We start from the raw sequence: 26,237 nt of genomic DNA on the forward strand, positions 1-26,237 counted from the left end.
CCTACCGCGCCCCATCATTCTTCCGGCCGCTGATCACCATCCCTTGCGCGCAGTCTGCAGCCGGAAAAGAGCGCCGCGGGCCGGCTCGCCCATCGAGGAACATCCCAGCAGAGCGCTTGCGTTCTTTGCCGGAGCATCGACTTGAGCGGATCGAGGATGTCGCGGAGACAGCTGCCCAGCCAGTCGAGCTGGGGAGACTGATTATCTGAAGTACATCAGCTATGACGCAAGCGGACCGCGCGGTACGGCCGCACCGGCCATTTCTGCGTCGCACACGTGACCGGAAGTCCCAAGGAAGCCCTCACCTCCTGGGCCGAGCACGTTGCGCGGCTCAACTGGTGGCCCTAGCTCGGCATATTGCGCGAGGCGGAGCCATTTCTCGGAAAGTAACAGCCATCGCTGCTTTTCGATGGGGCTAACGGTCTTGGCCGCCTGTTGGCGGCATTCCTCCGCTTGCTTGCGAAATGTAGCTGGGTCGTTCATGGCCAAACCGCATGCCTGCCAAGTTATGCCTGGCGGGCTGACACGGCCCGGGCCGCCGGGCCGTGTCAGCTCGGGGCAGCCGGTGAGGACTGAGGGCTCTCTACCAGCTGAGATCAATGTGCCCAGTTTTCAGAGCGCCGTCCTTAACAATTGTGTATCGCGAATACGCGCTTGGCACACGGCCGCCCAAGCCAATCTCGATCTAATCGAGCGGGCCATCTATCTTCGACAGGCACAGGGTACGGCAGGTGCGGAGCGCCCCTGGCTCCCGCCGGAAGAAACTGATGACCGGCACATTCATTGCTGAAAATTCAGGATGATGTACGCCGGAAGCAGCGTTCGAATGTGAACTAACGATGAGCAGCAATGCAATGAATGATTATTTTGACAGACCGACTTAGAAGCTGCCGATGACAAGGGAGGGTTACACAGCACTTCAAGAAGAACTAGCGCAGCGGGTTCGAGTGGAGATTGGACATCACTGCGCCAAAAAGGCCTGAGTTCGAGTCCTGTTGCCGAGTGAAAAGGCACTCGCTCCTCTAACTTAGAGGTATGCGCAGAGTGCCTTCGGAAAGCTCGTAGTGATGCCGATCAACTCCAACCACGATCTTCATGGAGCCAGCGAGGAAGAACAGTTTTACCTGGAGTCGCTGATCCGCGAGGATTATGAGCGATGCCATCCCGGAGATACACTGGATGATCTCAAGCGGCGGGCCGCATTCTCAAAGGAGGACAGAGGACTGCTGCGGGACTGGATGGCGATAGCAGCGGTCCGCGCCGCGGCCAATCGGAAAACATTTCGTGGCTGAATCCAGCCGCCGGTGACGACGGCTATTTCGCATCGCTCGCCCGCGGCCAAGCCGCAACTCGTTTAACAGACCTGGCAGCGCGTTTCGCTGAGGGTCGGTGCCAACCCATGTTGCTCAACTCAACATCTTTACTGTGCGACCGGCTTGTCGCCCGTCACGCCTGCATCATGTGAAGCGGCACGCTACGATCAGCGTCATTTGGCCGATGGAAACAACCGCCCAGAACCCAGGGTCCAGGAGGACCTCAAATTTTCGAGCAAGCTGCTCCGGACGCCATGAGGATGGCCGTCCCGATCGAGGATCGACGTTGGCGGAAGACGGCGTATTACCGGCTCAAGCGTTGATCCGAGTCTTATGAAGCAGGACCGGCGACGGTTATCAGCAGTCGGCGCTTCCGGCGACAACTCGCGGCAAACATGATCGGGAGCGCCGCCATCTTGGCCAGCGCGCCTTGATCGAACCTCAGCTGCCGCAAACGAAAAGCCCGGCTGTTGGCCGGGCGATCGAGAAGTATTTTTCAGGTGTTGAAACCGAGGCATCCAAGCGTTTGCAAATCGGCTCGTCTGTCTTGAAGCCGACAATGGAAGAGGATTCTGCGACCGTAGAAATACGGATGACCGGCTATAGGCTAGAACCTTCACCAACCGTGGTGGTCGCGACCGCCTCTGCTTCGCACGCGTCATCTCGCAGGTGCAATGTCGAGCGGATTCCCTCTGCGGGCCGCCAAATGCTAATCTTTCACCGTTTCTGTATTTTTCGAGGTCAGATCTCATGAAGAAGTTTGGCCGGATAAAAGCTGCAAATTTGGAAGTCGCACTCGAGACCGTTTGCCGAAAGCTGCCCAACGGCGGCAATCACGAAACGCGAAAACGAGTTGCCGAAGCACTCCTTCGGGCAGCCGAGAGCGGCCGTACTAATCTGGGTGAGCTAGAGTCCGTCGGCGAAGGGCGCTAGGCGAGGCAGACCGCAGATCGGCCTAACCAAGGCGAAGTTCGCCTTCGGATCGGCGACCAAACGACGACGCTCCGTCGGCGGACCACCCGTCGCGGGTCGGCTCCGCTCAGATTGCCGCACGCGAACTTGTATTCAGGCGAACCTGCATCCAACCGGCTGGCGTTGAATTGATACGAGGGGCTAGACTTGCCCGGGTGCCGTACGGGTACGGGCCCCGGCTCCCAGGCACTCCGGATGGTGCCCCCAACCGGCGCGATAACCGGGTCCGAAACATAATGGCCGCAGCCAATCGGCCTGCGGCGCACTGGATGTCTGGCTCAGCTGGCTGGTGACCGGTTTCGGCGTGAGGTGCTCCCGCGCCGACTGCTGAGCCGAGGCGGGTGATAAGCCGAAACCATCAGCATCAGAAACAGCGCGCGATTGGCCTGGTACCTGGCGGCGGTCCGGCTTGCTTCCGATCCCTGCATGACGGCATGGCCATCGGCCGTGCACAGGTACCACCTGCAGGCCCGGCCGCGTTTTCTCAGGTGGGTCTCGAAAAATGGGAGTTGCTCCGGCATCGCAGTCATCTGTCTCTTGCTTCTCCGCGAAGGTTCAAGTGTTAGCGAAAAAGCTTTTGAAACTACAAACAATTGGGAATACATTCTCCTTGTCGGAGCTTGAATTCTTGAACGAGTGCAAAGAATGCGAGTGAGCGGCAATCGTCAAAGGCCGCCCCAACCTCAACTTCAGACCGCTTTGATAAACCGGAGCCTGTGCGGAATCGCCTGCCCCGTACGGACGCAATTCGAGCCGCCAAAATGTCTTCCGCGTCCACCAAGATTTGCGCTCTTCATTGACGGCGCCAATCTTCACGGCACCGCCAGGACGCTTGGTTTCGACATCGACTACAAGCGCCTCCTGGAGGAATTCCGGGGCCGCGGCACGCTACTCCGCGCCTTTTACTACACGGCCATTATTGAGGATCAGGAGTTCTCCTCGATCCGGCCGCTGGTCGATTGGCTCGACTACAACGGCTACACCGTCATCACCAAAGCCCCAAGGAATTCGTCGACGCTTCCGGCCGCCGCAAGCCTAAGGGCAGTATGGCTATCGAGCTTGCGGTCCATGCCATGGAGCTCGCCGGCCGGATCAACGAGATGATCCTGTTTTCGGGCGACGGCGATTTTCGCTCACTGTCGAGGCGGTGCAGCGCCGCGGCGTCCGCGTCACGGTGGTCTCCAGCATCGCCACCCAGCCGCCGATGATCGCCGACGAACTCCGCCGCCAGGCGGATGCCTTCACCGACCTGACGGAGCTGCCAGCCAAGGTGAGCCGAGACCTATCCGAACGCCCGCCGCGGGAGCGCGGCGACCTGCGCACGCCGCAATTCGCTCAGCGCGCTACTGCCACACGACCGCACGGGAATGTCGACGAATTCAATGGCTGATGCTGCTGCGGAGCCGCGCAAAACGAGGTCGCACTTGTGATCGCCAGGCCGCCATCGTCCGGCATGCGCCTGGGACTACGCCGCGATCGAATCCGCCAAGACGTCCGCCCGGACGACGCGATTGCGCCCTCGACGTTTGGCCGCATAGAGAGCCTGATCGGCGATGCGCATGACCTTGGCCAGCTCCGTTTCACCGTGGCATCCGGCCAGCCCGATGCTGATCGTCACGCAGGCTGAAATCTGTTCGTTTGAGATTTCCTTGTCGGCACAGGCCTGCCGCAGCTCTTCCGCATACTCGGCGGCGCGTTCCTTGGATACCCCGGTCATCAGAATGGCAAATTCTTCCCCGCCATGCCTTGCCACCAGCATCTGTCTTCGCTCGGCGAAGGAGCGCAACACCTCCGCGATCGCGATGAGCACCTTGTCCCCGAATTCGTGCCCGAACTGGTCGTTGATCGCCTTGAAGCGGTCGATGTCGCACATCAGCACGGTCGTAGGCACGTTCGCCTCTTGCGCCTTTGCCAAGGCCGATTCGGCCGCTTGGTCAAAGCCCCGTCGGTTGAGCAGTCCGGTCAACTGATCGGTACCGGAAATCCGCAGCAACTCGGCGCGCGCCAGGGCCAATTCAAGCATCACCAAAGCGGATCGATAGCTCAGGCCTGCCGTCAGCAGACCCGAAATGATCATGCTGATGATGATCGACGACTTGGTCACGAAGCCGGCGCGCACGAACGCATCCGGATCGGGTCCAAACTGGATAAGGCACAAGGACAATGTCAAGACAACGGTCAGACCCATGCTCACGGCTGAGCGAGCCGCGGTGTGGCGCAGCGCATCCCTGTGCGTAATGATATGGTTCGCCATGCGCTCTGCCGTTGTTGCAATCAGCATGAACCTCTTCAGCTTCACGACGGGTTAAGGCCCGTTTGCTCCGTGGGATGCCGTTAACGCCGCTACAAGATCAAAGCTAAAATTGCGCAGTCGGGCCTGGGGAAGTTAAAGTTGCACGGTCGTGGCAGGCCTTTGCCTCGCTGCCGGCGTTCGGGCAAACCTTAGGATCAATTTGTCGTCCTTCGCGTTAAAATCCCCAGCAGGCAAACCCACTCGAGCAGCGGTCGTTGCGCTTGGGAACGGATGCGCTTCAAAATGATAAGGGGACGTAGCTGTTTGCTCATTCGGCTGCGATCCTGGCCCACATCAGTATCGTCGGGTTGGTTGTCGTGCGCTGCGACGCTCCGGAAAAGGGGCTGGTGCCCCTCGTCAGAATTGTGATGAAGGCGAGTACAATTAAACAACTGGCAAATGTGAGGTCGCCTGCAGAACCACTGCTACAGGAGCCCCGAGCAGGCCGGAGATTCTCCCACCCGAAAAACGGCTGGCTTTCGGCGCGAAGTGCGCGGGTCGCACGTCTTGCAGTGCTCGTTACTCTGCGTGAAAGACGACTGCGCCGCCGGCCGGCGTCCCATCGGTAAATGACATGGCGTGGGCGTTCGACGCTATGTTCCTCGATAGGCCCATGTGGCTTTGGGCCCTTTTTGGCGGCATCGTTCTGGGGCTGCTGGCCTTCGATCTCGGAGTGCTCCACCGCCGGTCGCGTGAAATTCCCCTGAAGGAAAGCTTGCTGTTGAGCAGCGCCTACGTTCTCGCCGCGGTCGCGTTTGGAGCCTGGACTTGGTGGAGCCTCGGCTCTGAAGCCGGCGCGGCCTTCTTCAGCGGCTATCTGATCGAGAAGAGTCTCTCGCTGGACAACGTCTTCGTCATCTCAGCCATATTTGGGACGCTGGCGATTCCGCGCGAACATCAACACCGGGTGCTCTTCTGGGGCATCGTGAGCGTACTGGTGCTCCGCGCCGGTCTGATCGGGCTGGGTGCCGCTCTGGTGCACGAGTTCGCTTGGGTTCTGCCCCTCTTCGGCCGCCTTCCTGCTTTATGCCGGCTATCGCATCGCCCGGTCCCACGGCCATGCTGGCGAGCCGCTGCAAAAGCCCTTCCACAACCTCCTGCGGCGGATGCTGCCGGTGACCGATAAGCTTTACGGCAGCCGATTCTTCGTTCGCGAGCTACAGTCCGATGGCCGTCCCGGCCGGCTGACCGCGACGCCACTCTTCCTGAGTTTGCTTCTGGTGGAATTGAGCGACGTTCTGTTCGCGGTCGACAGCGTGCCCGCGATCTTCGCCATCACTACCGACCCCTATATCGTCTACACATCGAACATTTTCGCGGTGCTGGGTCTGCGCGCGCTTTACTTCGCTTTGTCAGATGTGATCCGGCGCTTTGAGCACTTGAAGGCCGCGATGGGCTTGCTGCTCGGCTTGGCCGGGGTGAAGATTTTCTACAACGTGCTGTTCGGGAAGATTGACCCGATGGTATCGCTCGCGGTCACGCTCTCAGTCCTGATTGGCGGCGTCGCCTATTCATTCTGGCGCACCAGGCCCGCCGCTCCGAAAACGTCCGCTGACGGTCCAACAGAACGGCGCAACACTTCGGCAGTCCCTCCGGGTTGATGCCGGGATCGTCGCGCCAGGAACAGGAGGATATCATCGTGGTCCGTTTCACTTGATTAGCTTTACATATGGCCGCAGGCCCATCTGCCTGGTGGGTCCGTTCCAACCAGTGCAGCGCATCATGCCGTGGCGAATATCAGAGACCGGAATGTTCCCGAGCCCGCCCAATCTAGGCCCAGTGTTTGCCAACGAACTGCCGACAACAGGTGCCAACTAATGCGACGCCTTCGACAACGCTTCATCGTAATTTGGAACACCGAGACATGGCTGCTCGTTTCTGCTTTCTTGATTGCTGCGCTTGTTCTCATGTTTGGCTTTATCGCCACTCAGGTCATGGAAGGTCGGAGCACCAACTTCGACCAATTTATTATCGTTGCTTTGCGCGGCGGTGCGGACAGTCTCTCTGAGCCCACTGGCCCACCATGGATACTGGGAGCCGCTCGCGATGTCACGGCGCTAGGCAGCGTCATGGTATTGGGAATTATCGTTTCTACGTTCATTGGATACCTGCTTCTTAGTGGGGCACGCGCAACAGCACTGCTCGTGTTAATCGCCGTTGCCGGCGGTGAAGCAATCAATACTCTGCTCAAAATTCAGTTTGCGAGGCCCCGCCCTGACCTGCTCGCTCCAGCGGTGAGGGTCTTCACTGCGAGCTTTCCCAGTGGACATGCCGCGTTATCGGCAATCACGTATATGACGTTAGCGATGGTTCTTGCCAGACGCACCACGTCTCAGCACCTTCGAATCTTTTTCATGGCCGCGGCGATAACGTTGATCATTCTGATCGGCGTAAGCCGGATTTATCTAGGCGTTCATTACCCCACCGACATCCTTGCGGGCTGGTGCTTTGGATCCGCCTGGGCGCTAGCGTTCTGGGCGCTCATGTTCCGCCTCCAGCCCGACACACATGTTTAGATTCCAGGCTCCGGAACAACTGAAGCCGATTTGGGTTAGAGGTCCGCATCATAGTGAGGCCACCCTGAAACCCCAGCGGATCAATATCTTGCTCAATTCCTCTTCCGGCACCGCCGCGAAGAAGAAGCAAGAAGAGCTGCATGCGGAGCTAAGGGCCGCCTTTGAGCGACACACCATCTCCGCTACGCTAGAATTCCTCGAGGGGCCGGATCTGCAGGAAGGAGCCAAGCAGGCGGCGAGAAGAGCCGCGGCGGGCGAATTTGACGCAATTATCGCAGGCGGTGGTGATGGCACCACCCGCACGGTCGCCAGTGCATTGGTAGGTGCGGACATTCCGTTTGGTGTTATTCCGTTAGGTACCTTGAACAACTTTGCAAAGGACCTCAAGATTCCTTCTGATGTTACTGATGCGGTCACCATCATTGCAGCGGGAGCGGCTCGACGTGTCGACGTCGGCAACGTGAATGGCCAAATTTTTATCAACAACTCATCCATCGGCATCTATCCTTACCTGGTTCTAGATCGAGATCGGCGAAGGAAGCGTCGGGGATTGTCAAAATGGCCGGCCATGGCTTTGGCCAGCCTAAGGGCGTTCCGAAGCTTGCCGCTCCGCCGCCTTTCAATTCGCGCAGACGACTGTCATGACACGTTTCGTAGCCCATTTGTGTTAATTGGAAACAATGCATACGAATTGAGAGGCGCTGCCTTGGGAAGGCGTCCGGCGCTGGACAGGGGCGAGTTGGCCCTGTTGGTTGCGAAGCCGCAAAGCCGGCTTGGGCTGTTATGGCTCGGCCTGAAATGCGTGTTCGGCATGGTTGATCAACACAATTTACGTAGCATCAAAGTCACCGCCCTCGAAGTTAGTTCTCATCGAAAGCGATTATTGGTTGCGCTCGATGGTGAAATCCGGTCGATGGAAACTCCGCTGCGCTACAAGATCATGCCCGCCGCTTTGCGCGTTCTCGCCCCTGCCGCGAATGATCCATAGCTGCTCGCCATTCGCTCGCGCGGACAACTTGGCCGCCGGATCTGCCGGCGTCGTGTTTCAATCGACACCCATGGGACTGCGCTTGCGAGCGGTCGCAGGAAAAGCAGTTCATCATAAGCCGCAGCTCTCGAAGAAGCACCACTTCGCGCTTAACTCAGCCCTAGCGCCCGACCATTGCGAGGCAAGCCATGTCTTGGTCCATGAAAATCGGTTCTATCTCAGGAACAGCCATTCGGATCCACATCACGTTCATCCTCTTCCTCGCCTGGATTTTCGGCACGAGCTACGTTTCCGGCGGGGCCGAGGCCGCCTGGAGCGGGCTTCTCTTCATGGTGCTTCTGTTCCTCTGCGTGCTGGCGCATGAATTCGGCCACATCCTGACGGCGCGCGGCTTCGGCATTCTGACGCCCGATGTCGTTCTGCTTCCGATCGGTGGCGTTGCGCGGCTGGAGCGCATTCCGGAAGAGCCGCGGAAGGAATTTCTCATCGCGATCGCGGGCCCGCTGGTCAATGTGGCGATTGCGTTCGGTCTTGTCCTGGTCACTAGCGCGACACCGGACGGCGGCTCGCTCGCCACAGTCGAGAGCGCCAAAGTCTCTATGGTCGACAGGCTCGCATCGGTGAATCTGTTCCTCGCAATCTTCAACCTGATCCCGGCCTTCCCTATGGACGGCGGACGCATCCTGCGCGCGGCCCTCTCAGCGCGATTCGGCTTCGTGCGCGCCACCGAGATCGCCGCGACGGTTGGTCAGTGGGTCGCATTCGTGCTCGGCTTTATCGGCCTCTTCGGGAGCCCCATGCTGGTCTTTATCGCGATCTTCGTCTATCTGGCAGCCTCCGCAGAGGCTCATATGGTCGCCCTCCGCTCCTTGTCGCAAGGCGTGCCGGTCGGCGCCGCCACGATGACGCAATTCGCGGCGCTCACGCCGGAATCGCGCATCGACGAGGCGATCGAGCTCCTGCTGCGCACCAGCCAGAGCGAGTTCCCGATCGTGGATCACGTGCAGCGGCCGGTCGGCATTCTATCGCGCGCCGACCTCATCCGAGTTCTGAAGGAGTCCGGCCCGGAGGCCCACGTCAAGCAAGCGACATTGTCGCCGTTGCCGACGTGCGACCGCCGTTGCACGCTGGAAGACGCGCTCAAGCTCCTTCAGGAAAAGGGCGCGCCCGCAGTCGGCGTACTCGATGCTGCGGGCCGGCTGGTTGGGCTCGTGAGCTCCGAAACGCTTGGCGAAATGCTGATGATAGCTGGCGCGATGCCGCCTGGATACCGCCTGGGCGGTGGCCACCGGCGCGCGGCAGCCTGAAAGGGGTACTTGCCGCAGGATTTGGGTGCTGATTGCCTGCTGCCGAGACCAGGAGGAATCAATGGCCTGAGCGGCGATTACGTTCCGGGAGGCGTCTCGGCATCTCCCCAGCTGCAGCGAACCCGCGGCTGGCCATTCCCTAACCCTCTGCAGTCGAAGCGCAATTTAATAGAGGACACTTTCGATGTGCCGCTGGATCGCTTACCGGGGGGAGACTACCGCGTTCGAGCCTCACGTGACTAGCCGGAGCACTCACTTGTAGCCCAAAGCCTCCGCGCTCTCGAATCCACCGCCTGGACCAACGGCGATGGATTTGACTTGGGCTGGTGCGGCAACCATCCAGAACCCGGCTTGTAACGGCAAACCCGGCCTGCCTGGTCGGACGAGAACCTCCGTTACCGGTGCCGGCATCTGCACTCGCACGTATTTTTCGCTCACGTGCATGCAGCGACTGGCACTGCGGTAACCCGACAGAACTGCCACCCGTTCGTGTGTGTTTTCTTGGCAATGATGGGGGGCCGGATTGGATAAGTATCCAGTCGAAGCCACATGGCGTGTCCTGCAATGCCTCTGCGAATTCGTAAACGAGGACGGAGATCGGGAGCAGCTGCGCTTTACCGCCGCAGCTTCCAATGGCCGCGTAACGCTATGCCTTCGGCTCGCCGAGCACGACAGCGCGAATACTTTGTATTTTCGTGAGAACGGCGAACAGCTGATCGTGGTTTCGGAGTCTTTCGACAAAGAGCCGGACTGGACTGAGGTGCCGCTGAATCATGCACTGGCGCCCCTGTCTCCAAACCTGCGGAGATCGTTCCTCTCATGCGGTCCAACTCAGTGGAAAATAAAACAGGAACACATGCGTTTGCAGAGGGTTATCGCGCGCGGCGAATAGCAGCGAGCTCAAAGACATGCGCGGGATTTGTGGTGAGGTGCGGACCAGTGGCGAGGTTTCCTTGTGGGAACTCACGAGAGCAACCCTGTCGATGCACTCCCGCGGTCCGGATGCCGTGGGCTTTTTTGTCCGAGGCAATTTGGCGTTCGGCCACCGCCGCCTCAGAATCCTGGATCTCGCGCCCGCATCCCAGCAACCGATGATCGACAATGAGCTAGGTCTTTGGCTCGTCTTCAAATGCTGTATCTACAATTTTCGCGAACTGAAATCGGAGATCGGTGCCAAAGGCTATCGTTTCTTCTCGGAGGGTGACACCGAGGTCATCCTAAAGTCTTACCATACCTGGGGCCCTAACTGCGTTCGCAAGTTTAAAGGAATGTTCGCTTTTGCAGTTTGGGAACGAGACAGCGGACGAGTTGTACTCGCGCGGGATCGTCTGGGCATCAAGCCGCTCTACTACACGGAGGGCGGCGCTATTGAAGCGATGTCAAAGCCGATTGTCAGCCACGACTCCGTAGCGTTCTTCTTGCTTTCTGCCGAGGTCGCCCAGCGCGTGAAAGTTGTCCAAACCGGCCAGGGCGCAGATGAGGTGTCCGGAGGCTATAGTTGGTCTCCGTCGTTCCTCGCCGCCGACGATGCGACCGAGCAGTATCAAGGGGCCTATTTCGATTGGAGTCATGTCGATCTAGCCAGACTGATGTCGCCCGAGTTTGTTCGAAAGATTTCAGCCTCGGGTTTGTCGAGGATTTCTTTGCACAGACCCTCGGCGTCAACGGCGGTCGACAAGGCCCTGCAAATTGATACTGAAATCATGTTGGTCGACGATCCCGTCAAGCGGGTCGACAGTATGACCATGGCCCATGGCCTGGAAGCTCGCGTGCCGTTCCTAGATCACGAGGTGGTCGAGCTGGCGGCTCGCATCCCGGCGAATCTCAAGGTCAGGGGCGACGGCAAGTACATTCTGAGGGAGGCGGCGAGAAAGTTCGTACCGGCAGAAGTTATCGACCGCTCCAAGGGATATTTGCCGGTTCCCTCGCTCCGATACCTGCGCGGACCTTCCTGTCCGGCGTCAAGGAAATCCTGAGGTCCAAGCGCGCAAGGAAACGCGCACTCTATCGTACTGAGTTTATCGAGCACATGCTGAAGAATCCCGAAGCTGAGATGAGTCCAAAGGGACATTCCCGATTGTGGCAAGCGGCCCTTCTCGAGACATGGCTGCAGGCTCATGCAATTTGACCCCAAGATCATGAAGATGTTGCGTTTGGGCCTGAGCCGCGACAACAGTCACATCATAATCCGCTCGGCCGCTGGCCAGGAGGATACTTCTGAATACTCCTTCGGAATCGAGGAGGAGTATTTCCTGGCCGATGCGACAAGCCTGAACGTTGCTATCCAGACACCCAACGAGTTGTTCGAAGCCGCAAGTTGGTCCACCGGCGGGCAAGCGATGCGGGAAATGCTGCAGGCCCAACTTGAGGTCGCGACAAACATTCACCTGGACATAAGAGACGCGCGGGAAGAACTGAAATTCCTCCGCCGCGAAGTTGCTGCGGTGGCCGCTCAATACGGGCTCGCCATCATGGCATGCGGCACGCATCCGACCGCGATCTGGCGGCAATCCGTTCCGAGCCCAAAACCACGCTATGAGGAGATGATCGAGGACCTTCGGACCATCGGCCACCGCAACATGCTTTGTGGAATGCATGTGCACGTCCAGCTTCCGGATCCCGAGAACCGCTTCGCCGTCATGCAAGCCATGATACCGCACATCCCCCTGCTCATCGCCCTCTCAACCTCCTCACCCTTCTGGAATTCGAAGGAGACCGGATTGAAGGGTTATCGGCTTGCCGCCTACGACGAACTGCCGCGGACCGGTCTTCCCGAGGTCTTCGAGAGCAAACGGGAATACGACGCGTACGTTGCGGCGTTGAAGGACTCCGGGGTGATTCCGGACGAAAGCTACATCTGGTGGGCAATGCGACCGTCGTCGCGCCACCCTACCCTGGAGCTGCGCGCTCCCGATGTCTGCACATCCATCGATGACGCGCTCGCTGTCGCCTCCCTGTACCGCTCGCTGGTACGACACCTCCATGAAAGGCCGGCTCTCTCGCACCTGGTCACCAGCGTTGATCGGGCGATCGCAGTTGAGAATAAATGGCGCGCCCAACGCTATGGAACGGACTGCATTTTTGCCTCGAAGGATGGCCCCATACCGATCAAGGATGCGCTGTCCTCGCTGATCCAACGAGTATCGGAAGATGCCTCAGCACTTGGCTGCTCCAGCGAAGTCGAGCATTGCCGGCTCATTGTGGAGCGCGGAAGTTCGGCGGATTGTCAGCTTTCGACTTATCGGGAATCGGGGGAAGACATATCGGCCGTTCTGAAGTGGATCGCTTCCGCGACAGGCTCGGAGCAAGCATTGCGAAGCCGCCGCTTTGGCATCGAGCCGTAATCTGATTTTCGCCACTGTTTGGCAAGTCAGTGGATGATTGAGGTTTCGTATCGGAGATCCCGCACTCTTGAAACGAGAATAACGCGAAAGGCGATATCTATTTCAGCAGCCATGCTGCTCGACAGGACCAGCTTTTGCCGCAGCGCGGCTCCCACTCCATCTCGGCACACGCCGCCGGGTAGCTCCTGCTCACCTGACGAAACTTGCGGAAAAAGGAGTCTCCGAACGAATCCCCATCTTGCGTGGGACGAAAACGCCGCCCCTAGGCCGGGGGTCAGCCTAAGCGGCGGCGTTCCAACGCCGATGGTACGTCCGCATCGGCCGTGCGCCACAAACCACCAACTTGGTTGTTGGTTCCATTGCCCAGATGGCCGAATCACCACGTATGAAGCCAGAACGGAGCGGCGGAACGAGCCGCAGTCCACTTTGTTCTTGCCATCGAACGGGACCAACGTGTTCTGCCCACGGGCCGGCAATTGCAGGCGCCTCACCTGAACGCCGAGCAAATCACTTACGCTTCTCTGGAGGTCGCCAAGCCCGTTGCAGCCTCAGTCTGGATTGTAGACAGCGGGCCAATACGGGCGATGGGTGTGATCCATTTTGCCGGTTCGCATAACTATTATACGTCTGCGGGATGGAGCATCAGTCTTGCACTCGCCGACCCGGTACGATCGCGTGCTTCAGCGTTCCCTCGAGAATCTCGGTCCGATTGCTCACATCATTGCGCCAAATAGCGCGCACTGGATGTTCGTCAAGCAGTGGCAGGAGCATTGCCATCCTCTACTGAGGCCCGTGGCGCGCTTGGCCGGCGTGGTCGCGCCGAATGGAAAGGCACCGGTTTATCTGCGCGCCACTATCACGATGAAGCGCAAGGACGCTTCTGTGGCAGCCAGGCGCCTGTCGATTTCGATTCGCGCTTCGTGATTTTCAGCCGCGGCCAGTGGTACGCCGAGCATGCAACTGAACGCCTGGTCTCATCGCTGGACTGGCTGCTGAAGTAGGATTGCCTTCCCCCGACCACGGGACGCAGCTGCAAACCTACGGCGAGGCATCTTTTGAGCTCCAGGTCGGAGAGCTTGCCTATCTCAAGCAGTTCCTCGCGCGCCAGGACTTCCGCCTGGCCAATTGGAACTTTCGACGTCACGCAAACATTGATCGATCAGGACAGGCACTTTTCAAGTGGCACACAGGAGAAGTTTTGGCGAAACGAGCGAAGAAGATAAAATCAACTGCGCGTCGCACCAGCCGACCGTAGAAGAAATTGAGCGATCTCTTCCACGAGGCGCTCAAGGACATCTACTTTATACTGAGAATAAGATCATTAAGACATTGCCAAAGATGGCGAAGACGGCGCAGTCCAAGGAGCTGACGGCAGCTTTCAACAAGCACCTCGGTGAGACTCAGGGTCAGGTCAAACGGCTCGACCGGGCTTTCGCATCTTTGGCAAGCCAGCTCGTGGAAAGCCGTGCGAGGGGATCAATGGCATCGCCGATGAGGGCGCTGAAATCAGAAGGAGTTTCGCGGGATACCCGCGCTGGACGCCGGTCTTGTCGCTGCCGCACAAGCGGTCGAGCAATACGAAATCTCCCGTTATGGCACCCTTCGCACCTGGCTGAACAACTCGGGATGTCAGACCGCAAATCTGCTTCAGGAGACGCTGGAAGAGGAGGAAGCAACCGATCAGGCGCTAACCGAGCTTGCGACTTCAGTAATCAACCTGGAAGCCGAGCAAGAGGAAGAAGAGGACGCCTGAAGGCAAGGCGGCACAGCGCAATCGCAGCAAGGCGCGGTCAGGACATTCATAAACTGCGTAAGGCCACATGACCTGGTGACCTCACCCCAAAAAATGCTCGAGGAACAAACGCGTTCATTTGATGTTCAAGAGGCACAGACGCCGAAGCTTGTAACGCGGAGGCCGCGATGAAGGCACTTGTTTGGCAGGGCACCACGGACATTCGCTGCGAGAGCGTGCCCGATCCAGCGATCGAGCACGAGCGGGACGCGATTATCAAGGTGACTAGCTGCGCAATCTGTGGCTCGGACCTGCATCTCTACGACCACTTCATGCCCGGTATGAAGGCCGGAGATGTCATGGGCCACGAGAGCATGGGCGAGGTCGTGGAGGTTGGAGCCGCGGCAAGGAAATCGCTTAAGGTGGGCGACCGCGTCGTCATACCGTTCACCATCATCTGTGGCGAATGTGAGCAATGCAGGCGGGGAAACTTCTCCGTTTGCGAAACAACGAACCGCAACAAGCACCTTGCCGATAAGGCGTTCGGGCACACGACCGCTGGCCTGTTTGGCTATACACACCTGACCGGCGGCTATGCCGGCGGACAGGCGGAATATCTGCGGGTCCCGTTTGCCGATACCACCCACATCAAGGTCCCGGAGGGCGTTCCGGACGAAAAGCTACTGTTCCTGTCCGACATCTTTCCGACCGGCTGGCAGGCTGCGGTTCAGTGCGACATCCAGCCCACAGACACTGTGGCGATCTGGGGTTGTGGCCCTGTCGGCCAAATGACGGTCAGAAGCGCTGTGTTGCTCGGCGCCGAGCGGGTTATCGCGATCGATCGCCTGCCGGAGCGTCTTTCGATGGCCAAGGCGGGAGGAGCCATCACGATCAACTTCGAAGAGGAAAGCGTGGTGGAGCGATTGAACGAACTGACCGGCGGCAAGGGTCCGGAAAAGTGCATCGATGCCGTAGGCCTGGAGGCTCATGCAACCGGTTCGGTGGATTCGATATACGACCGTGCCAAGCAAGCCATGATGCTGGAAACCGATCGCCCGCATGTGCTTCGCGAGATGATGTATGTCTGCCGTCCTGCCGGCGTCCTCTCAATACCTGGCGTTTATGGCGGCCTGCTGGACAAGATTCCGCTGGGCGCCGTCATGAACAAGGGTTTGACCATCCGGACCGGTCAGACACACGTAAACCGTTGGACTGACGACCTGCTCAATCGGGTACTCGAAAATCAAATAGACCCGTCCTTCGTCATCACCCATACCGAGCCACTTGGAAGCGGGCCTGAGATGTACAAGACCTTCCGGGATAAGCAGGATGGCTGCATCAAGGTGGTGTTGAAGCCCGCAATGAACGGAGCGCTCCATGGATGATGTGGTTCGTAGAACCGCCCTGCCCGGGCGCTCGCAATCGCCGCACGACAAACTCGCGAGGGGCCTCGGCTACTTCTCGATTGCTCTTGGAGTCGCCGAGATGGTCGCGCCGAAGGCTATTTGCAAGGCTGCCGGCGTAGAAGGGATTGAGAACGTGGTTCGCGGCTACGGTGCGCGCGAGATCGCAACCGGCGCCGCCATTTTGACCAGCCACAATCCGGAACCTTGGATTTGGACCCGAGTGGCTGGCGATCTCGCTGACATCGCCACCATCGCGACGGGTCTTAGGCAGGACAACAATAGCAAGGGCAGAAGCGCGCTTACACTCGCCGCTCTCGCCGCGGTGACAATCGTCGACTTGGCCTGCGCCAACGGCTTGAATTCGGAAAAGGCTAGCCGGAAGACTGCTGCAAGAGATTACAGCGGCCGCAGCGGCTTTCCGCAGGGTCTGCAAGCCGCGAGAGGAGCAGCTCGAGATTTCAAGGTTCCGGATGACATGAGGACGCCGGAATTGCTGCGTCCATGGACGTAACAGGCGGCTAAGCAAGTACAGGTGGTTGAGGAAAGCCCGGCAGCACTGCGGCTGGCAGATGCCGTGAGCAGCTGGCGAGCCAAGGACCACCTTCTCGCCGTTTCGAATTCCTCTCGATCCGACCTCCTCTGGTCGTCAATATCGAAACGAATGCAGGAGATAACTGCGCCGCCGAAGTCCGTGCGTCACCAGACATAGATAATTCAGTTCGCACCCACGTGAGGAATTGCCACACAAACATCGCCACGCAAGCCGTGATCGCCAGAACCACCGCCGTTGTAAATGGTGCTCCGCTTCCGCCTCCCTTTTTGGCCTGCTCAAAGTCGTTGCATGGAGTGCAGCTCCGAGCCATGACCAGGCAAATCATTGCCCCTGAGCCGGCCCCCCAGGGTCGGAAATGGTCCGATGACATCGCGCAATCAAAGCCGGCAGCCTCCGACGCCTGCACTCAGAAGGCGGAAACTGCTCATGCGATGCATGAAAGCCTATTGCGGGCATCTCATCCTCCGGCGCACTGAACCAATCAGATGCGACGGTGGTTCCAAAATTCTACCGACCGAAGCAGATCAGGCGTTCCCAATAAGGCGCCGTTAGGAGATTGAAGTGGCTCCTGGCGGCGCTCCTCAAATCACCTGCCATAGGTTCGCTGAGAATTACTCAGCCGCTTGGCGCCGGTGTCGGAGAGGCAGGCGTCCAATAGGTGCGTGGATCGACCTGACCCAGCAAGCCCTCATCGTCCGTGAGCGCTTTGATCTTCGCATGGGTGAACTGACCCTTGCGTCTACCGATGGCCCGTTCGCCCAACGTCCTTGCTTGCTTTCCGAACCGTCCAAATGACCTGATGCTACGAAGCCGAGCGAACGGCCCTTTGCAACGGCCCGCACTTCCGGACCGGTGAAGATATGGCACATCAGTTTCACTTGCTCGGGTCAATCGTCGCGATTGCCGGATCAGCGCCTTGCCTTCCTCTGATGTCCCTCGATGTCAATAACTCGCTGATGCCGCATCGCTCAACTGGTCGCCATCTGAAATCAGAGCCAGACTCGCACCGAGACACCTTAATCAGGCAAGAGCCAAGGCCGTACCGCAGACGATATGGGGTGCGCTATCGCAAGAAGGGAACGGCGATCATCGAGAGGGCAATCAGTATCGTTATCCCGACGATCCACCAGCCCTGCCCCAAACCCCGCCCAACCGGCGATGAAGAAGAAACTGGCCTACCCGCTTCCTGACGATATGCTGCCGCAACCTGCGCTCGCGTAGGGGGTGCACCCCCCGCTTCATCATCGGTTCCTAACGGCGCAGCTGCAGGGTCAGACCAGGGTATTTTGTCACCGGCCTGCCCAGAGTCGATTTTGGACCTTAATTGATCAACGTTACGTACATCGCTCATCTGGGTCTCACGTCAGATCAATTGACTGCAGCCCCTGGCGCGGCAGATCGCTCGCCAAGCTTGGCAATCAATCAGGCTTCGATTCACGCCCACCAACCGTCGAGTTTGTAATTTGCTCTACCCGCTTTTCGGGAAAACGGATGGCAACATCCCGACTTGCCTTTCAGCGGCTACAATTCCGGCGTTAGCCAAGGCAATCTTGTGCCGCACACCCCGTCTCCACGCATCAAGGATCTCTGCCGCGACAAGTTCCTCAGCATTAACAACACGTCCCGCAAGACCCCCCTTCTCCAGATAAGGCATCGCTATATCCAGAGCCTCGTAGAGAAGAGGGGCATCGTTACCTTTCGGCCAGTCTAAACCGTACATTGATCGCCCGCGAGTTCATTGGGTTTTTAGCAACGGTGAATCAAAATGATCGTTCCTAATGCAAGGCGGCTTCATCGGCGTCACCTCATCCTCAGCTAATCCGAAAGGATGGCCAATGATGAAGAAATCTGAAGCCACGCGTGCCTAGCCTCGGCTGAAACCTACTCTTCACGGCGAAAGCCATCGGCACGAACGCATCGACGCGGCGATGATCAGAGCTTCCGCTCAACCAGCTTCAATCTAAGCTCGGCAATCGCCTCCGATGGGTTTAGCCCTTTGGGGCACGCCTTCGCACAGTTCAGGATGGTATGGCACCTGTAGAGGCGAAACGGATCCTCCAGATTGTCAAGCCGCTCACCGGTCGCTTCATCACGGCTATCCCTGATCCACCGTGCGGCCTGCAACAGGGCGGCCGGTCCTAGAAAGCGCTCGCTATTCCACCAATAGCTTGGGCATGAGGTCGAGCAGCAGGCGCAAAGGATGCATTCGTATAGGCCGTCGAGCTTTTCCCTATCTTCATGGCTTTGCCGCCACTCTTTTTCAGGTGTTGGAGTCCTGGTCTGCAGCCAAGGCTCGATGCTAGCGAGCTGCGCAAAGAAATTAGTGAGATCCGGAACAAGGTCTTTGATCACAGGTTGGTGCGGCAGGGGATTTATCATCACCGCGCCTATTTCGGCATCCATCGCCATGGTACAGGCAAGCGTATTCTGCCCGTTGATATTCATCGCGCAGGAGCCGCAGATGCCTTCACGGCATGAACGACGAAATGTCAGCGTCGAGTCGACGTTGTTCTTGATCCAGATCAGGCCGTCGAGCACCATCGGTCCGCAATCGTCCGTGTCGACGAAATAGGTGTCAGTGAGCGGATTCCCGCCGTCTTCCGGATTCCATCGATACACCCGGAATTCACGCAAACTGGCTGAAGCAGGTTTCGGCCAGGTCCTTCCAGTTCCGATCCTGGAGTTTTGCGGCAGCCTGAATTGAACCATGTTCACTCCTCGCACGACCTTCCCCAGCGCACCGTCTTCTGTCTTCGAACTGGCCACCCGTGGTTCTGAATGCTGGCCTGTAAGGATCGTTCCTGGCTCTGGCTGATTTCAGGCCACTAAAAGGCCTGCGCCCTAGGTGGTTTGTGCGTGGCACCTCGAAAGCAGATAGAGCGGGCCACGAAACGCACAGTCATTCAGTAGTCTCGACAAACAATCGTTTATGGAGGCCGCAAGCGAGGACGCGGACCGCGACCGTTCCACCAGGAACCATAACCAGTGCGGATTGTTCTAGGGCTTTTGGGGGACTAGCCCGGTGGCGTTCAAACAATTTGCAGCTCTGCCTTATCGACTGCGGGAGGATGACCTCCAGATATTGCTGATCACAACCAGAAAGAAGCGCCGCTGGTCGATACCCAAGGGATGGCCGATCAAGCGGACTGCTCCGCACGAGACCGCCTTATCGAAGCATACGAAGAGGCCGGCGTGCGGGAGACATCTGGGGAAAGAAGATCGGGCGTTTCCGGAAACGAAGGCAACGGAAAAAGCAATCGATCTTGATCTGCACATTGATCTTCTCGCCGAACACGAACTAACGCGGCTGACTGAGATGGTTTCTGCAATCGCTCAGAAGCTTGAGGTTCGCACCGGCGCAGAGCCGGAGATAGCCGAGATCACGAAAGACGTTGCTCCCGAAGTTCTACTTAAGGAGATCGAGCAACAAGATGACCAAGATTGAACGCCAGACAGGCGCGCGGACAACGCCAGCAGAGGACCGAAACAACTCTGTCGTGTACTGAACAGACCGAGTGTTACGGCAGCGCCAGCCCGCAACCGGAGAGGGGAAGCCATCAGGAAGAATTCCAGATCATGGGTCACCGAAATGCCTCGCATTACTAGCCGCAGCTGGACTGCCGAACAGATCAAGCTTCTTTGTGCACTCGTCGACAGCGGCGTGTCGGCCGTCCGTGCTTCTGTGGTGCTGAAGCGCCCGAGGTTGGCGGTCCAAAACAAGGCCAGAGAATTGGGCAGGCCATTCGCGGATTCCAGGCAGGTCCGTGCCATGCGGCTGGCGAGGGAAGCCGACGCGCGAAGGTGAATTGAGCACCTGGCGCAACGATCACCCGCCCCGGAAGGGGCTTCGCGGAATGGAGCCACGCCCGACAGTTAGACCGCAAACACCACTCTAAGCGCTGCTGTTTCGAGTGCTGACGCAACAAAGGAGTCGTTCTTAAACAGTCCCGTGCGTCTTGTTCTCACGGTAGCGGAAACAGACTCGGGCAAGTGCGATTGGAAACCGGAAGGCTTTGGCAATCAGCAGAGCTACACGGAAGAGCTACACCGCATGTGGCGATAAGGAACTTGCCTGCTCTTCAGCATTTGGTCTGATGTCTAGAGTTAGCGTTCCGTCCGCATGTGAGGGCTCTTCTCAGACACAAGTTTCAGCGAGGATCGTCGGCCAAGAACCGCACGGCTTGCGTATTCGCAGGTCTCGTACTCTGTCGATTACCCCAGAAGCTCCACACCCCCAAACCAACTGCTAGCATTCCAGCGCAAATAGGTAGCATATCTTTCGTCATCTGCTGGCCTCCATACTGGGTCCCTATGCACGAAGGAGCCGAGACCCTTCCGGGATTACAATGCGCGACATCCTCTCAATTCGCATTGCCCGGCGACGTTCCTATTGTTGCAGGTCCGAAAGAACAGGCGATGTGGGATGAAGGGCTGCAAGATGCCGGCGCAAACGCAGGACCCCCGTCCCGTTTAGCACGCTAAATGGCGCATCGAAGTACAGACGAGACGTCAGGCGGCCGACGAAACTCCTGAATCAGTTTTCGGCTGGTTGAGAGGTCTTCCTGTTATCGAAAGGCTGGCTACGCTTCCGCTTCGTTCCAATGTCGGTACCGGGAATGGGGATACCCAAGTCCTGAGCCCGCGCCTTGATAGACGCCATCGGGCGGTTGAGCCTGACTGTCATCAGTGTAAGGCTCTTCCCAGCTTGCGACATCGAGCGCAGCAGATTGTCGTCTTCGTCCGACCAGAACCGGCCGTGACGTTCTCTCAAAGTGGACATCATCATCGCCTCAGTGAGGCAGGGCCATATTGGAAATTCAAAAGACCCAGCTCGCCTTTCTGAGCACCGCCGCTGGGTGTCAGTTGAAGAGCGGGTTTAGACGCTCCCGCCTAGCACTAAGGTGGTTTGAAGGCACCTATCTTCAAGGAGATTACCGAAAGGTAAGGTCAGCCAAGGCGTGGGGCGGGCGCCCTCGACGTTTCAACAACGGCTCTCAGCTCAGCAGCCCGATTGGTTGGCCGCGTAAGCCGACTGACGAGCGGTGGCAAGGCAATCCTGAACGGACCAGCTCGATTTAACGGGGCCATACATCGACGCGCCCGCAGGGGCTGGTCGTCGCCGGACCTGCTGGATGCCGGACACATGGGCGAGAGGCAATCGAGGAACCACCGGTCCTGGCCAGCTTCAAAAGCATCCCGCCACCAAATGGCGTGGCTCGGCCATGTGAGTGGGGCCGCTTGGGCGCGCCACCGCCTGCACCGCTCGACACAATAGGGCTGCAGACAGGAACGAACAGCTCTGCTTCGGGTTTGCCTCGAGATTTTCAGATCGAGAGAGCAGGTCAATGCCCAAGGATCTATCCCGAAATGGTGAGAGGGAAGGCACCCGCAAGCTGTTGTTGGGCGGCTCGGTCATCGCGGCCGTTGTGTTCGTGGGGCTGTTTGCATGGTTTGCAGTGCCGCAACTGCTGGGCACAACTGACTACTTGGGTCGGCCCTCCACGGGGGCCGACAAGGGGACCGCAGCCACCACGGTAGGCACAAGTGTCCCGACCCAGCGCGAAGCGGAGAGTGCAGTCGCCAAGAATGACCCTGCTGGTACGGAAGATCGCTCAGGGGGTCGGGCGCGCAACATCAAGCAGAGTTCGCAGCCCGTCTCACTCACCCAGGAGCAGCGGGACAAGCTGCGGGCTATCTTCTCTTCCGCGGGAGGACCGAAGATAGACCGCCCGAATTTCGAGATGATGATCGGCACGTCGGTGCCCCGTCAAACCGAGTTGGCCGACCTGCCGCCAGAAGCTACCCAGGTGCTGAACGGATACTGGGGCAGCCAATATATAATAGCTGGAAAGGACCTTGTCGTAGTTGACCAGAATTCCCGGCGGGTAGCGGCAATCATCGCTGGCGTGCGCTAATTCTTCCATCCCGACGCGGGCCTGGAAGACAGCCAACGACGAGAGCCCCCTCCCCGAATCCGGCCGCTGAGCAGAGTGCCAAGCCGCATTTGGAAAAAAGCTAAAGACGCTCTCTATCGATTTTCAATAGGTTGGCAGTTGTTCCAAACAAGCAGCCCTCGCAGGGAGGATCAACCCCGAAAAACCTCACCAAGTGGGTTACCCCTGACGAAGAGCGGTGAAGTCGAGAGAGATTTAAGCGGTTAAGGTCCTAAGACCTTGGACGGCAACGAAGCCTCCGTCTTCCGTTTCCCATTTTGCGGATGAGCAAGTTTTAGTACCCGCCAGTCTAAGACCCTAAACTGCTCAAGATCGGATGTGCCCCGGGGCGCGCGCGGCGCCCCACGCGTTGACCTTTCGGAATCTTCTGTCCAGCATGTGATGATTTGCTATAACTCATTTGAGTGGTGGAAATGCGCATTGCAGCACATTGCATATTCATCACAATCGCTGCGTTGTCTTTTTCCGGCGCGTTCGCGCAATCAGCAAAGGTTGCGGTCGTCCTGGTTCCGGGCGCCGGTGGTGCAATACCAAGCGACTGCTTAATTCGGAATTAGAAGGCACTTGCTTGTCACGGCTTGCAAACCCAGCTCGCCAACGTCGGCTGCCGCAGCGGTCGCGGCCGCGAACGCCGTTCGGTAAAGCGAGCGGCAAGGCCGTCCTCGTCGGAATGAGCGCGGGGACGTCTACGGTAGCCCAAGCCATTGCGCTCAGGAGCGCGCCCGTCGCTGGCGCAGTGTTTATTGCGGGAACGCTAGTACCCGTAATGGCGTAGCGCTCTGTGTCGGCGACTTTGGGCGATCCTGGGAAGTTGCCCGCAAGTCTTGTCGTACATCACCGTCAAGACCGGTGCCCAATGGCCCCGCCAAGCGGCGTATCGGGCTTTATAAAATGGCCTGGCGGCAAAGCAAAGGCCGCTTGGATTGATGGCGGCAATGCCGGTGGCAATCCATGCGGGCCAATGTCGGCGCATGGCTTCATGGGTCGAGCCAAGCCGCGTCGCAGCTATCGCGACGTTTGCGAAGACACAATGATTGTTGTCGAAGCGCAGAAAGAAATTGCTAGTTTTCGCGACGATCGACGTGGGCACTTTGCTCTGGCCTCTTTGACGCTTGATCACGCGCTGTCTGCGTTGTGGTGATATCGTCGTAATTGTCCGCAAGACGCAACAGCCGTCCTTTGATTAATGGGTCTGCCTCCGCCGCAAGTTCCCGGAGGACGCGCGCTCTATTCCTGTAAAATCGGTCGTCCATGCTGGGCCGTCCCCTTGATAAGGGAGGTACATGACCGCGTTCTCCGACCAATGACAGTAATTTAGATCACATATCTCGTTTTCACGTAGCGAGATCGCATTCACATTCTCGCAATGAAAGTTTGTTCTTGGTCGCAACGCAGACAGTCATGATAGAAGCCCGGCACTGCCCAATATGATTCGGAGTAAGAATGGCAAAAGCTAAGAAAGTCGTCCGCCGCGCGTGGACAAGGGACGATATTCGAACAATGAAGACGATGGCAAAATCCAAGTCAGGCGTCGCCAAGATCGCAAAAGCGTTGAAGCGGACTCCCGGTGCCACTAGCGTCATGGCTGCAAAGCTTGGCGTGTCCCTATCAACGCGCGCTTAACCCACGGTGCGACGGGCCGGGGTACGGTCTGTCGCAATTTTCACCATTCTTTCTGCGCAAATAGAACCAGCCACGCGGCTGCACCATTCCTGACGCGACCGCGTGGCGGAACTTGTCGAGCGATTTACTGATGGTCATGCTGCGCGCGGATTCACCACGGTGTAGCCTCGCAATGAGCGCGCGTGAATTCTCGTTGCGCCCGCCCGAGTTAGGATCATACGCCATCCATGGCGGAAGGGCCGAACCGCGCCGCCGGTGCATTTAATCAAGCTGACCCAGACGCGCGACGTCACGCCGTACAAGTGGATTCACCCGGACGAGGAGAGGTGAAAAGGGATCACACGCTAATAGGAGGTGACAGGAACGCATAGCGAACACATGCGTTATTCGCTCGATCCGCGGGAGCATCATCATGAGTAATCCAAAACCCGAACCGACCGACAACACGAAGAAGGACCCTGACGAGTGGGTCTCGGGCGACGACCCCATGACAGGCGCGCAAGCGTCCTATCTGAAGACACTGTGCGAGCAAGCCGGAACGCCCGAACTGTTCAATGAGAATCTCACGAAGGCGGAGGCATCAAAGCTGATTGACGAGATGCGTGAGAGAGCCCACGTCGTTTAGGGGCCTGGACCCAAAGGTGATGACGGAGAAGATTGCCCCAAACGTAGAAAAGCTGCGGGCGGGTACCCTGCTATCCTTAGAGCAGTATAACTGCGCCCGGAGCTTTCGCCTTGAGCAGTGCAGAAATTGTTCGCAATGACTCGATCGATGTTTTCGTGACGTCAGCTGCCTGACTAGTGGCACACTTTGCTTTTGAGGCAATCGTGTGCAGCGCGTCGTCCTTCGCTGGTCGAAAACTCCGTGACCACAGCCTTGACCAAAGCGTTTGTATTGGCACCAGTGACGGCCTGAGTCAGCGCACTGCCTCCTGCAAACGATTCCTTTAGTAGCCCCCAAAGCCCGCTAGGATCCGCCGCCGTGAGGGCCATGCCCGCTTTCATCGGGCTCTCCAGGAGCAACGTTCCATTCTTCCTTGGTAAAACTCGCCTTGTCACCCATTGCTTCGTCCGTGGGTTAGTCTCGCTCCGTCCCGGCCCTTAGCGCCTGGCCTTCTTTCTCTTTGACTTCACCAGCCGCGATGCCTCAGCCTTATCCCTGACCTGACCTGAGTTCGCAGCCGCTGCGACGATTTGCTCGACGTACTTCTGACGTTCACGAGCAGCACGCTCCACGGAGCTTGGATCGATATGACTGGGAAGAGAAGGGCTTTCTGACGTCTCAGAGAGGCGGACTTGCTCGTTATGCCGCGCAACGTGCTCGGAGGTGGGCTCGATCGCAGCGTCGGCCGCTTTGAGCGTGAGGTCCTCGACGACATCGTTGACCTTATCGACGGCCTCCTCGAGCATCGTCTTTCCCTTGTCACTCATCATGGCGTCCCCGTATGTGTCCGCGGCAACCTCCCAAGGCTCATATCAAGTGTTTCACTTCCTCCGTGGTTCCCACTTCCAGCAAGCCGTTGGAGCCGCGCGGCGACTGGCGCTAGATCACCCAGCATTTGCTATGCCGATTCGATGAACATACGCTGCCTTCGACCTTCTGCCCGCGCCGCAAACCGGTTGCAGCTGTAGGAACGAACATGTCGGCAATTCATTTCTGTTCGATGAACACTGCTGTTGGCTTATTTGCCGCCGTTTGCACGACCGTTTCATATTTCCCGCAGCTAAAGAAATGCTGGGAAACAGGCTCGGCTGGGGACCTCTCGCTGAAGATGTTCCTGATCTTGGCGTTGGGTGTGGCGACCTGGATAGTATATGGGTTCCTGCAGCAGGACATCGTAATCATCATTGCTAATGCTGTGAGCCTGTGCCTGTTGCTGGGCATCCTTTATTTCAAGCTGAGAGAACACCGCAAAGCTTAATCGAAACTATCGATTGCAGAAGCGGGTTGTAGCTGGCTTTTTAGAATTAGGTCAGAGCGCGCATGGATAGATCGTCAGAATTGTAGCTTCCACGCTCATGACAGGTTCTGTGGCGAGCACCGTGTCAACCATCGCGCTAGGTGCATAGCTAAGATTGGGGCAGAAACTCTTTTCAACCCACGAATTCTACGAGCCATTCCGGGTCGGTGGCTGTCACGAACCTCAGTGGCCAGCGGAGGCCTACGGGCGGGACGTGGTATTGTTTGGTCCGTCGGATGCTACCTCACCATGGCTCCGAAACATCACCCGACGTC

The 26,237-nt window shown here is 58.3% G+C and carries 19 protein-coding genes and 3 pseudogenes; 19 read left to right on the forward strand and 3 right to left on the reverse strand.

Annotated features, from left to right (window positions below; genetic code table 11):
* The first annotated feature begins 1,067 nt into the window (after nucleotides 1-1,067).
* The 3 genes and pseudogenes from CQ13_RS14345 (at nucleotide 1,068) to CQ13_RS46435 (ending at nucleotide 3,675) form a co-directional block, all read left to right on the forward strand.
* Nucleotides 1,068-1,292, forward strand: a complete 225-nt coding sequence (locus tag CQ13_RS14345; protein WP_057843487.1) for a hypothetical protein — start codon at nucleotides 1,068-1,070, stop codon at nucleotides 1,290-1,292.
* A 1,638-nt stretch (nucleotides 1,293-2,930) separates the two neighbouring features.
* On the forward strand, nucleotides 2,931-3,389 hold the full coding sequence (locus tag CQ13_RS46430) for an NYN domain-containing protein (RefSeq protein WP_283807506.1): 459 nt from the start codon (nucleotides 2,931-2,933) through the stop codon (nucleotides 3,387-3,389).
* Nucleotides 3,332-3,675 (forward strand): annotated as a pseudogene (locus tag CQ13_RS46435) (NYN domain-containing protein). The gene CQ13_RS46430 and the pseudogene CQ13_RS46435 overlap by 58 nt, the downstream one beginning before the upstream one ends.
* 75 nt (nucleotides 3,676-3,750) lie before the next feature.
* Here the strand turns inward: CQ13_RS46435 and CQ13_RS14355 are convergent.
* Nucleotides 3,751-4,404, reverse strand: a complete 654-nt coding sequence (locus tag CQ13_RS14355) for a GGDEF domain-containing protein (RefSeq protein ID WP_245309175.1) — start codon at nucleotides 4,402-4,404, stop codon at nucleotides 3,751-3,753.
* 748 nt (nucleotides 4,405-5,152) lie between these two features.
* On the opposite strand from CQ13_RS14355, the pseudogene CQ13_RS47110 reads away from it, so the two are divergent.
* The 11 genes and pseudogenes from CQ13_RS47110 to CQ13_RS14405 all read left to right on the forward strand — a co-directional run bounded on the left by CQ13_RS47110 (nucleotide 5,153) and on the right by CQ13_RS14405 (nucleotide 16,382).
* Nucleotides 5,153-6,179: pseudogene (locus CQ13_RS47110) on the forward strand (TerC family protein).
* Between the two features lie 216 nt (nucleotides 6,180-6,395).
* Nucleotides 6,396-7,094, forward strand: a complete 699-nt coding sequence (locus CQ13_RS14365) for a phosphatase PAP2 family protein (RefSeq protein WP_057843488.1) — start codon at nucleotides 6,396-6,398, stop codon at nucleotides 7,092-7,094.
* Between the two features lie 88 nt (nucleotides 7,095-7,182).
* Nucleotides 7,183-8,082, forward strand: a complete 900-nt coding sequence (locus CQ13_RS14370) for a diacylglycerol/lipid kinase family protein (RefSeq protein ID WP_197427338.1) — start codon at nucleotides 7,183-7,185, stop codon at nucleotides 8,080-8,082.
* A gap of 188 nt (nucleotides 8,083-8,270) precedes the next feature.
* Nucleotides 8,271-9,389 (forward strand): site-2 protease family protein, encoded by a 1,119-nt coding sequence (locus tag CQ13_RS14375; protein WP_057843490.1) that lies wholly within the window; start codon nucleotides 8,271-8,273, stop codon nucleotides 9,387-9,389.
* A 523-nt stretch (nucleotides 9,390-9,912) separates the two neighbouring features.
* The gene (locus tag CQ13_RS47115; RefSeq protein ID WP_063800077.1) at nucleotides 9,913-10,281 is read left to right on the forward strand and encodes a hypothetical protein; all 369 of its coding nucleotides are present in this window, start codon (nucleotides 9,913-9,915) and stop codon (nucleotides 10,279-10,281) included.
* Between the two features lie 61 nt (nucleotides 10,282-10,342).
* Nucleotides 10,343-11,365, forward strand: coding sequence for an asparagine synthase-related protein (locus CQ13_RS14385; protein ID WP_430649684.1), 1,023 nt, complete (start codon nucleotides 10,343-10,345; stop codon nucleotides 11,363-11,365).
* Between the two features lie 141 nt (nucleotides 11,366-11,506).
* A complete protein-coding gene (locus tag CQ13_RS14390; protein ID WP_057843492.1) occupies nucleotides 11,507-12,733 on the forward strand; it encodes a carboxylate-amine ligase in 1,227 nt (408 codons plus the stop codon).
* A 758-nt stretch (nucleotides 12,734-13,491) separates the two neighbouring features.
* Entirely contained in the window at nucleotides 13,492-13,734 is a 243-nt protein-coding gene (locus CQ13_RS46805; protein ID WP_347337037.1) for a hypothetical protein, read from the forward strand.
* A 260-nt stretch (nucleotides 13,735-13,994) separates the two neighbouring features.
* Nucleotides 13,995-14,486: pseudogene (locus CQ13_RS41045) on the forward strand (YciE/YciF ferroxidase family protein).
* Between the two features lie 167 nt (nucleotides 14,487-14,653).
* A complete protein-coding gene (locus CQ13_RS14400) occupies nucleotides 14,654-15,850 on the forward strand; it encodes a zinc-dependent alcohol dehydrogenase (RefSeq protein ID WP_057843494.1) in 1,197 nt (398 codons plus the stop codon).
* A 100-nt stretch (nucleotides 15,851-15,950) separates the two neighbouring features.
* The gene (locus CQ13_RS14405; protein WP_245309176.1) at nucleotides 15,951-16,382 is read left to right on the forward strand and encodes a cyclase dehydrase; all 432 of its coding nucleotides are present in this window, start codon (nucleotides 15,951-15,953) and stop codon (nucleotides 16,380-16,382) included.
* A gap of 1,974 nt (nucleotides 16,383-18,356) precedes the next feature.
* Here the strand turns inward: CQ13_RS14405 and CQ13_RS14415 are convergent.
* Nucleotides 18,357-19,133, reverse strand: a complete 777-nt coding sequence (locus CQ13_RS14415; protein ID WP_057843556.1) for a succinate dehydrogenase iron-sulfur subunit — start codon at nucleotides 19,131-19,133, stop codon at nucleotides 18,357-18,359.
* A 313-nt stretch (nucleotides 19,134-19,446) separates the two neighbouring features.
* On the opposite strand from CQ13_RS14415, the gene CQ13_RS14420 reads away from it, so the two are divergent.
* From CQ13_RS14420 to CQ13_RS14440, 4 genes are all read left to right on the forward strand, one after another.
* Nucleotides 19,447-19,869, forward strand: coding sequence for an NUDIX hydrolase (locus CQ13_RS14420; RefSeq protein ID WP_057843497.1), 423 nt, complete (start codon nucleotides 19,447-19,449; stop codon nucleotides 19,867-19,869).
* Nucleotides 19,870-21,769: 1,900 nt separating this feature from the next.
* Nucleotides 21,770-22,339 (forward strand): DUF1236 domain-containing protein, encoded by a 570-nt coding sequence (locus tag CQ13_RS14435; protein ID WP_057843500.1) that lies wholly within the window; start codon nucleotides 21,770-21,772, stop codon nucleotides 22,337-22,339.
* An 895-nt stretch (nucleotides 22,340-23,234) separates the two neighbouring features.
* Nucleotides 23,235-23,519 (forward strand): hypothetical protein, encoded by a 285-nt coding sequence (locus tag CQ13_RS42940; protein WP_156433668.1) that lies wholly within the window; start codon nucleotides 23,235-23,237, stop codon nucleotides 23,517-23,519.
* A gap of 894 nt (nucleotides 23,520-24,413) precedes the next feature.
* A complete protein-coding gene (locus CQ13_RS14440; protein WP_057843501.1) occupies nucleotides 24,414-24,626 on the forward strand; it encodes a DUF3072 domain-containing protein in 213 nt (70 codons plus the stop codon).
* A gap of 476 nt (nucleotides 24,627-25,102) precedes the next feature.
* On the opposite strand, the gene CQ13_RS14445 is transcribed toward CQ13_RS14440, so the two are convergent.
* Nucleotides 25,103-25,432 (reverse strand): hypothetical protein, encoded by a 330-nt coding sequence (locus tag CQ13_RS14445; RefSeq protein WP_197427339.1) that lies wholly within the window; start codon nucleotides 25,430-25,432, stop codon nucleotides 25,103-25,105.
* Between the two features lie 209 nt (nucleotides 25,433-25,641).
* On the opposite strand from CQ13_RS14445, the gene CQ13_RS14450 reads away from it, so the two are divergent.
* Complete coding sequence (locus CQ13_RS14450; RefSeq protein ID WP_245309177.1) at nucleotides 25,642-25,923, forward strand: SemiSWEET family sugar transporter; 282 nt, start codon at nucleotides 25,642-25,644, stop codon at nucleotides 25,921-25,923.
* The last annotated feature ends 314 nt before the right edge of the window (nucleotides 25,924-26,237 follow it).

This window comes from Bradyrhizobium retamae (genome assembly GCF_001440415.1).
Classification (GTDB): Bacteria; Pseudomonadota; Alphaproteobacteria; order Rhizobiales; family Xanthobacteraceae; genus Bradyrhizobium; species Bradyrhizobium retamae.